A 9,269-nucleotide genomic window follows, 5' to 3' on the forward strand; every position below is an offset into this window, starting at 1 on the left:
CATGTGTTAAGCACGCCGCCAGCGTTCATCCTGAGCCAGGATCAAACTCTCCATGTTGTTGAGCTTGAGGCTCCTAGTATCCTCTACGAATACTAGTCCAGAATCTTTTGAATCTAACGGAAAGCAGTTTCCTTACCTTCCTTCAAACTCGATTTGCTTTCTCGAGTTATCAATGCTATGCTGACTTCCAAACTATTATCTTGTCTAGGTTCTACGGTGTAGCTCACTTCGCTTCAGCGTTGCTCGCTCTCGACCGCTTTATCAATATAACTACTCCCCTCAACAATTGTCAACAAGATTCCTGTGAGATTTTTGGGGTTTCCTCATAAGCCTTGGTGCGACTAGGTTTTAGACATTCTGGTTAAGGTTTTTCCTCTTTGGGAGTAATTTAGAGCGTGCGTTGCTCTCTCGTTGCATATTTTGCTGCGAAAGCTAAAGCAGGCGTAGAGGGAACTAAAGCAGGTTACGTCCAGGTCTCATCAATTCAGGCGAATGACTGCAAGCGAAGTTCTTTATATTTCAGTTATTCTCTGGCAAGAGTGACAGAAGAGCGATAAGTAGGGTTAAAATGCGCTCTAAACTAGGCGGTGCCCCAGCCAAATCCCGATCTCTAGAGAAAATAAGCCCAAGATCGGACTCCCAAACCAGTACACGGCTGCTGAAAATGGTCTGAAACTGCGAAGAAGAATCTTAGAATCCAGGATGTAGGACGAAAAGGTGGTGTAAGATCCCAGGAAGCCAACGACGATTAGGGTTTGGAGTCCGCTGGGAAGGGGGTACACCGTCGCTAAGGTTGCAACCACACCGATCAACAGCGCCCCTGTCAGATTTACAAACAGGGTGCCGTAGGGAAACCGGGTTCCCAGTTTTTTTGCCCAAAAGAGGCTAATGTAGTAGCGGCTGAGGGCTCCGGCGATCGCCCCTAGCGCGATGGCAGGTACAGTCCAATCCATTGCTTGCGAATTCATTGCGAGCTTGAGAGGGCTTGAATAAGGGTGATTACGTCTTCCTGATCTGGATCGGACTGCGATCGCAGGATGTGGATGGCTGCTTCACTAAAGTTGAGATGATAATCATCCGTTACCCTAACATCATGGGAGGTATACCCTAAAGCGTACAGTTTTTGGGTCAAGGCTTGAACAATCACCGCTTTGACCTGGATTTCAGGTTCCAGCACGTCGGGATGCTGAAACAACCAGAGTGCCGATTGGGGGTCATCATCGACGACTTTAACAACAGCATGAGTCAAGATAGCTCTAATGTGACCGGGATTGGGAATAAAGGTCAACAAATCTTTGAGCAGTTGGATGGGTTTGAGATCTCTGAGTTTGAGCAGGCTCACCGCAATTACAGTAGCCCTCTCGTCGTAATACGCCATGACGGAATCTGTCATAGGGAGTACAGAAGGTTCGCATACTATTCGGATTCCGAATCCTGAACAGACAATTGGTGCGGCGCATGCGCCACACCAAACCTGCGTCTGGTTACAAATGGAATGAGATCTCCAAACCTAAGCATAGGAAAAATCTGTGAGAAATTTGTGAATAGCTTAAAAAATTTTAGTCATGCCAATTTAGGAGCGATCGCATTTGTTCCACCAGATTAGGAGCCTTGAAGGGTTTTGTGATAATTCCCAAGATGGGGAGCGATGAAAATTCTGGCTGCTCTGAAATTTGAACTTTAGCGGTTAAGAAAATAACGGGGATCGCCTGGGTTTTTGGATTAGATTTGAGATGTTTCAGGGTAGTCAAACCATCCATACCGGGCATCATCATATCTAGAAGAATGACATCGGGCTGGACTGACTCGGCGATCGCCAGTCCCTCTTGGCCTGAGGGTGCTGCCAGAACATCCCAACCTGCGATCGTTTGTAGCGTGATTTGGGTGATTTTGCGAATCCCGATATCGTCATCGACGATCAAAATCTGTTTGGTCATTACGTCTCCGTTCCGCTCGAAGCAATTATTCTCTTATAGGGGGTTATTTTTGTCTACACATTTCGTTAGAGGAAGGGTGAAGTAGAAGGTGCTACCCGATCCAGCCTGGCTTTCGACGCCAATTTTTCCACCGTGTTGCTCGATAATGGTACGGCAAATGGAAAGTCCTAACCCCGTGCCGCCTTTATCACGGGAATCCGATGCGTCAATTTGATAGAACCGCTCAAACACATGCGCTGATTGTTCGGCGGGAATACCACGTCCCTCGTCTCGAACTGTACATAGTAGATAGGGGGCTGATGCAGATGGAGCTTCGGTCACGGATGGGGAAGCGTTCGATGGGATTTGCTCGGCAGTGACCCAAACCTTAGAGCCAGCCGGAGAAAATTTAATCGCGTTGCTGAGTAAGTTAGTCAGTACTTGTAAAAGGCGATCGCCAATTCCACGTGATCCGGGTACTCCTACAAGCGCACGGAAATCGTGCCGCCCAGCGTAAATTTGAAGGCGTTGGAAAGCAGGTTCAGCACAATTTTTTCCCACATCTCCCGATCGATGTAGATCGCTTCGGTGAGCGGCGGACAATCCACCACGTAGATTAATCCGGCATGTTCGATCCGCGATCAGAAGGTGCTGGCGAGATCGGCGGTTAGGGTGGCGAGGTCATTGGGTTCATACAATGCCTGAACGCGTCCGGCCTCAATCCGGGAGAAATCCAGCAGGGTATTCACTAATTTCTGCAAACGATGTCCGTTGCGCACAATCGTGGCAAGGCGATCGCGCTGGGTTGCAGGCAATGGCTGATCTACGTCTGCCAAAGCATCCTCGGCGGGCGATAGCATCAGGGTGAGCGGGGTGCGAAACTCGTGGGAAATATTGCTAAAAAAGACCGTTTTTGCCCGATCAATTTCGGCGAGGGCTTCGGCTCGCTGGCGTTCGGCTTCGTAGGCGCGGGCATCGGCGATCGCCATCGCAATTTGACGAGCGGTTAGCTCCAAAAAGCCTTGGTAGCTATCATCTAACTCCCGCCGCGCACTGACCCCCGCAATCAAAAATCCGGTGGCTTTCTCCTGCCCTGGGGACGCTAGCGGGAGAACCAGAGCCGTGTGGGGCGATTCCGGCCAGGGGCCAATGACTCGTTCCCCTAACCAGTCCGCCATCGTGTCTACCGTTACAGCAGCGTTACTGGCAAGGACGGCAGCCAGAGGCCACGGGTGGGAGGTCATTGGTGTACGGAGGGCGATCGCCGCTGGGCTGAGCCCATCGTCGGGTTCGAGTCCCGTGCTGCCCACTAGATTCGCCGTTGTTTCCTCGGCATCTAGGAGATAAAGCAACGCAAAGGGCAGATCCGCGTTATTTTTTGCCCGGATATTGACGGCCGATTCGCAGGCGGCATCTACGGTTTTGGCATGTCCGGCTTGGGCGGCTAAATCTCGTAAGGTTTGGAGGCGGCGATCGCCCAATACTTGCGGCGTTGTTTCTGTACAGGCACAAAATAGCCCGCCAACACCGCCCGTTTCATCCCGGATTGGACTGTAGGAAAACGTGAAGTAGGTTTCTTCGACGTAACCACTCCGCTGCATAATCAGCAACAAGTTGTCAGGCCATGTAGCTTCTCCGTTGTGGATGACTTGCTCCACCATGGGACCGATCGTTGGCCAAATCTCCGGCCAGATGCTTGGCCCCGATTGTCCCAACGCCCACGGGTGCGTGCTGCCCAATACGGGACGATAGGCGTCGTTATAGAGCTTCACCAAGTTTGGCCCCCAAAACGTGAACATGGGATAGCGCGAACTCAGCAAAATACTCACCGTGGTACGGAGGCTTTGCGGCTATTGTTCCACCGACCCCAAGGGCGTTTTTGACCAATCGTGCGATCGCATAAGAGCCGCCATCTCGCCCTGCCCTGGGAAAATATTCTCTAAGTCTGTGCTATGGTTCGTTCCAGTCATCCTATCTCCTACAGATGAGGCAAATTCAAGTCCCTCTGATTGCCACTATTTCCTATTTTGACGATGATGGTACGATGTCGTCCCATCACCTACGGCGGAGGTAAGTCCAAACGTCTCTGACTGCCGCCATTGTCTATTTTGGCGATGATGATGCGATTTCGTCCGGCAGCTTTGGCCTCGTAGAGCGCCTGATCCACTGAGTGATATAAGTCTTTTAACTCATCGAACTCTGTACTCGTTTCAGCGAGGCGGGCAATGCCTGCGCTAAACGTAACCCGAAAGGTTTCACCGTCAGGCAAGGAAAATACGTGGTTCCGAAGTTGAGCCAGGGCATGATCTAGACGCTCTTTACCGTCCTGTTCGGTAATGCCATACATCCCAATAATGAATTCCTCGCCGCCCCATCGTCCCACGATGTCTTCTTCGCGAAACGACTGACGCAAAAGTTTACCCAAATAGCTGAGGACTTGATCACCGACATCATGTCCATACTCATCGTTCACCTCTTTGAAATGATCGAGGTCGAGTAAAGCAAGGGTGAAGGGCTGGTGCTGTCGTTGGGCGAGGCGAATCAGGCGTGTTAGGTCTTGCAAAGCTTTGCGCCGTAGGCTCACCCCAGTCAACTCGTCTAGATCGGTAGCCCCCCAAAGCCGACGTTGATGGAGTCGAGTCCGCACGCGGGTTAACAGATCTTGCGGAATAACGGGCTTGGTCAAAAAGTCGTCTGCGCCTGCCGCAAATCCCCGCTGTACGGTATCAATATCCGTGTGGGCAGACAAAAAGAGGACGGGAAGCCGATTCCAACGCGGATCATTGCGAATCACCTGACATAGCTCAGTACCCGTTAGGGGGGCTGGTTTGGCATCCATCTCATAGTGCGGATAAATCGGGCCTTTTAACTCCACATCGAGGATCAACAAGTCAGGAACCGTTTGTTCGAGCGATCGCCAAAACTGGTCCGGCGATTTCAGCAGAATGACGTCGTATCCGTGGGGCTCAAGCATCATCTTGAGGAGATCGAGTAAGGCTGGATCGTCATCGACAACCAAAATTCGGGTCGGTAACGACGGCGGTTGAGGCAACACCTGCATCACTGATGCTAAGACCTGGGATGGGGCGATCGGTTTTTGGAGGAAACAGCGGCTTCCTAAGCGAGCCGCCATCACCCGACTTTCCAATCCTTCCTCTGCGGTCAGAATCACGACAGGCAGATCAGGATAGTGGTGATGGAGGATTGCCAAGAAATCTAGACCACTGCTGGTGGAATCCGCGAAATTGAGATCCAGCAAAATCGCGTCCACTGGGGTACTCTCAATAAAATCCTGCGCCTCTTGTATCGCAGTGGCAATGTTGGTGTACATTCCCCACGATGATGCCTCTTTAGCCAGTTTTTGAGCTAGCAACACATCATTATCCACCACCAGCAGGATGGGTTTCAGCACCGAGCGCCCGTCCTGGAATGGGCGTTTGAAACTGGCAGCAGTGTCCGATGAAATCTGAACAGTTGCTCCCTTGGGCGGCATAATGCAGCGTCGGATAGACTCCACAAGACGGCTCAGTAGGTCTGATAGGGCTTGACTGAGGGGTGGTTCCTGGCTCAGAATTTGCTGGATTTGACGGGATAAACGGGATGCGTCCTCTAGGCCAAAACTACCCAAGGAACCCGCTATCGTATGGGCTTCTCGTTCAGCCGCTTGCTGCTGTTCAGGGGTCAGGGTTCCCTTCTGGAGCGCAAGAATCGCTTGCTCAATCACCTCCAGGCGATCGCAATAGGATTGCCGATATTCCTGCCACACATCCCATAACAATGGAGGAATCGTTTCAGCAAGGGGATCAAATTTAGCGGTGAGTGGTTGATCATCCAAGGGTTCGTGTTGACCGATAGGATCTTGATGAGGACTATGTTTCAACCGATAGCCTAGCTTATAAATCGTTTCAATGGGGTCATCTGCGCCTGCCCGTCTCAACTTTTGGCGGAGTCCCTTAATGTGCGATCGCACCGCTCCCTCGCTGGGAATGTCATCCAGCACCCAAAGACTCGTCAGCAGGCGATCGAGGCTAAAAATCTGATCGGGATGCCGCAGAAATAGCTCCAACAACTGATATTCCTTGGCTGCGAGGGGCACGGATTGCCCGTTGTACGTTACCTCACAATTGTTGGGATTAAGCTGGAGGTTTCCCCACTGAAGCAGGGGCGATCGCGCTTTTTGGTTGCGGCGTAACAGTGCTCGCACCCGTGCTAATAGCTCGTCTACGTCAAAGGGTTTCACAACATAATCATCGGCTCCTGCATCCAACCCCATGATCCGATTCGTTACACTATCTGACGCTGTCATCAGCAGAATCGGGGTGTCTTGATTGGGCGTATCTGTAATGCTGCGATCAGCCCGTAATTGCCGACAAATCTCGATTCCACTCAACTGCGGCAACATCCAATCCAGCAGAATCAGGTCGTAGGTATAGGTTTCAATCAGATCTCGCCCGGTTTCCCCATCTGTTGCAATGTCAACTTGATAGTGTTGCTTAGTCAACAACTGCTGAAGCAACTGAGCGAATCCTGTATCATCTTCAACGCATAGAATCTTCACAATGTCGTTTGGTCATCAAACAGTTCTGTCTAAACCTATAGACTCACCCTAGACGCACTCTTTCTTAGCCAAGGCAGAGGGCAGGTTAGCAGCGTTCTATACCCAGTCGGCCAAGGTCATCACATCAGACTTGGCAGACTCCGTAGACCGCCCCAAACATAGATCATTACGAACCAACCCCCTAATTCAAGAGTATGAAATTTCTGTGAGGGATGTGTGAAGGAGTTATTAAACTCAACATGGCACTTACGCTCAAAATGGCCTGCTTTGACAGATTTCCGAACATCTTAACCGCATACCCGGTTTGAATTTTGAGGTTTCAGGTTTGAGTTGAAAATCCATGGTTACATCAGCAATTTCGCTATTCCATCCCTCTGCCAAACGAAAGCCCTTGACTCTCCACTTTACTGGAGAGTTCAAAATGGCAACAGTTCCCCATTAAACAGTTCCCCACTAAAAGGATTGAAGGATGAAACTTGAGTTCACGGTTCCCAATATGGCCTGTTCTGCGTGTGGAGACACCATTACAAAAGCGATTCAGGCGCTTGATCCGAGCGCATTAGTCCAAACCGACCCGAAAACGAAGCAGGTCAGGGTAGACACAAGTGCTGCCGAACCTGCCGTCAAGCAAGCGATTACCGACGCGGGCTACACCGTCACCTAGAGCATCGGCATGGAAAACACAACTCTCAAATTGAAGGGCATGAGCTGTGCCGCATGTGCCAGCACCATTGAAGACGCGATTCGCGCGGTTCCCGGTGTGGAAGCCTGTAGCGTTAACTTTGGGGCAGAGCAAGCCAGGGTCACCTACGACCCTACGCAAACAGACGTTTCCGCTATTCAAACGGCTGTGGATGATGCGGGCTACGCAGCTCAGCCGCTCCAGGATGATCCGTTGGCATCGGACGATGATGCCGAGCGTCGGGAACGCCAAGCCGAGCAACGGACGCTCGCCCGAAAGGTGTGGGTGAGTGGCATCATCAGCGCCATTCTCGTCATCGGTTCGATTCCCGCAATGACGGGCATTGCCGTTCCGCTCATTCCCATGGGGCTTCACACCCCCCTCTTGCAAATGGTTCTAACCGCTCCGGTATTGCTGTGGGCCGGCAATTCCTTTTTTATCAATGCCTGGAAAGCCTTCAAACGCCACACGGCCACAATGGATACCCTAGTGGCGGTGGGGACGGGCGGTGCCTATCTCTACTCTCTATTTCCCACTTTCTTTCCCCAGTGGTTCATCAACCAAGGACTTCGCCCCGATGTCTATTTTGAGGCGGCATCCGTGGTGATTACGCTGCTCTTGCTGGGGCGACTCTTGGAGAACCGAGCCAAGGGGAAAACGTCGGAAGCGATCCGCAACTTGATGGGATTGCAGGCCAAAACGGCACGGGTGATTCGGGATGGACAGGACGTGGACATTCCGATTGCGGAGGTGGTTCTGGGAGACATCATCCGAGTGCGCCCAGGGGAGAAGATTCCCGTTGATGGCGAAATTGTAGACGGTTCTTCCACGATTGACGAAGCAATGGTGACAGGGGAAAGTGTGCCTGTGAAAAAGCAGGCGGGGGATGAAGTCATCGGCGCAACGATTAACAAAACGGGGAGTTTTACCTTTCGGGCTACGCGAGTGGGCAAAGATACGTTCCTAGCCCAAATCGTGAAGCTGGTGCAACAAGCTCAAGGCTCGAAAGCACCGATTCAACGACTTGCAGATCAGGTGACAGGCTGGTTTGTGCCTGCGGTGATGGCGATCGCCCTCCTCACGTTCATCATTTGGTTTAACGTGATGGGCAACGTCACAATGGCGTTGATTCCAACGGTTGGTGTGTTGATCATTGCCTGTCCCTGTGCGCTGGGTTTAGCCACTCCCACCTCGATTATGGTCGGTACCGGGAAGGGGGCAGAGAACGGTATTTTGATCAAAGGTGCGGACAGTTTAGAACTGGCGCACAAACTCCAAACCATCATTCTCGACAAAACCGGAACCATTACCCAGGGTAAACCTACGGTGACGGATTACGTGACGGTCAACGGTACGGCCAACCAAAACGAGCTAACCATCCTGCGGTTAGCCGCATCTGTAGAGCGCAATTCTGAGCATCCGTTGGCAGAGGCCATCGTGCAATACGCCCAAGCTCAGGAGGTTAGCCTGGGCGATGTGCAACACTTTGAAGCGATCGCTGGTAGTGGGGTTCAGGGTTTTGTTGATCAGCAACAGGTACAAATCGGCACCTACCGCTGGATGACCGACTTGGGCATGGATACCCGTGCGATCACCTCCCAGTGGGATCGCTTAGAGTCGTTGGGTAGAACGGTGGTTTGGGTCGCTGTAAATGGTCAGATAGAGGCGATTCTGGGGATTGCTGATGCGGTTAAACCTTCGTCTGCCAGTGCCATTCGCACTCTCCGAAAAATGGGACTAGATGTGGTGATGCTCACGGGAGATAACCAACGCACTGCCGATGCGATCGCCCATGAAGTCGGGATTGATCGCGTCTTTGCGGAGGTGCGTCCAGATCAAAAAGCCGCTGCGGTTCAAAAGATTCAGGCTGAAGGCAAAATAGTTGCCATGGTGGGAGATGGCATCAATGATGCTCCGGCCTTAGCTCAGGCTGATGTGGGGATTGCAATCGGTACTGGAACCGATGTGGCGATCGCTGCGAGTGATATCACGTTGATTTCTGGCGATTTACACGGCATCGTGACAGCGATCCAACTGAGTCGCGCCACCATTCGCAATATTAAACAAAACCTGTTCTTTGCGTTTATCTACAACGTGGCAGGCATCCCGATCG

The 9,269-nt window shown here is 51.7% G+C and carries 7 protein-coding genes and 1 pseudogene; 2 read left to right on the forward strand and 6 right to left on the reverse strand.

The window, feature by feature from the left end; genetic code table 11:
- Positions 1–575: 575 nt before the first annotated feature.
- The 6 genes and pseudogenes from crcB to IGR76_17840 form a co-directional block, all read right to left on the reverse strand.
- The gene (gene crcB, locus IGR76_17815) at positions 576–953 is read right to left on the reverse strand and encodes a fluoride efflux transporter CrcB (GenBank protein MBF2080314.1); all 378 of its coding nucleotides are present in this window, start codon (positions 951–953) and stop codon (positions 576–578) included.
- An 11-nt stretch (positions 954–964) separates the two neighbouring features.
- A complete protein-coding gene (locus tag IGR76_17820; GenBank protein MBF2080315.1) occupies positions 965–1,393 on the reverse strand; it encodes a hypothetical protein in 429 nt (142 codons plus the stop codon).
- Positions 1,394–1,559: 166 nt separating this feature from the next.
- Positions 1,560–1,937 (reverse strand): response regulator, encoded by a 378-nt coding sequence (locus IGR76_17825; protein ID MBF2080316.1) that lies wholly within the window; start codon positions 1,935–1,937, stop codon positions 1,560–1,562.
- A 33-nt stretch (positions 1,938–1,970) separates the two neighbouring features.
- Entirely contained in the window at positions 1,971–2,258 is a 288-nt protein-coding gene (locus tag IGR76_17830) for a hypothetical protein (protein ID MBF2080317.1), read from the reverse strand.
- Between the two features lie 140 nt (positions 2,259–2,398).
- Positions 2,399–3,886: pseudogene (locus tag IGR76_17835) on the reverse strand (GAF domain-containing protein).
- Positions 3,887–3,975: 89 nt separating this feature from the next.
- Positions 3,976–6,474 carry a response regulator gene (locus IGR76_17840; protein ID MBF2080318.1) on the reverse strand — a complete coding sequence of 833 codons (2,499 nt, stop codon included), beginning with the start codon at positions 6,472–6,474 and terminating at the stop codon, positions 3,976–3,978.
- 469 nt (positions 6,475–6,943) lie between these two features.
- On the opposite strand from IGR76_17840, the gene IGR76_17845 reads away from it, so the two are divergent.
- A complete protein-coding gene (locus tag IGR76_17845) occupies positions 6,944–7,138 on the forward strand; it encodes a heavy-metal-associated domain-containing protein (protein MBF2080319.1) in 195 nt (64 codons plus the stop codon).
- 9 nt (positions 7,139–7,147) lie between these two features.
- Positions 7,148–9,269: copper-translocating P-type ATPase (locus IGR76_17850; protein ID MBF2080320.1), on the forward strand; the 2,122-nt coding region annotated here is incomplete at its 3' end.

The sequence above is a fragment of the Synechococcales cyanobacterium T60_A2020_003 genome (assembly GCA_015272205.1).
In the GTDB taxonomy this organism is placed as follows: Bacteria; Cyanobacteriota; Cyanobacteriia; order RECH01; family RECH01; genus JACYMB01.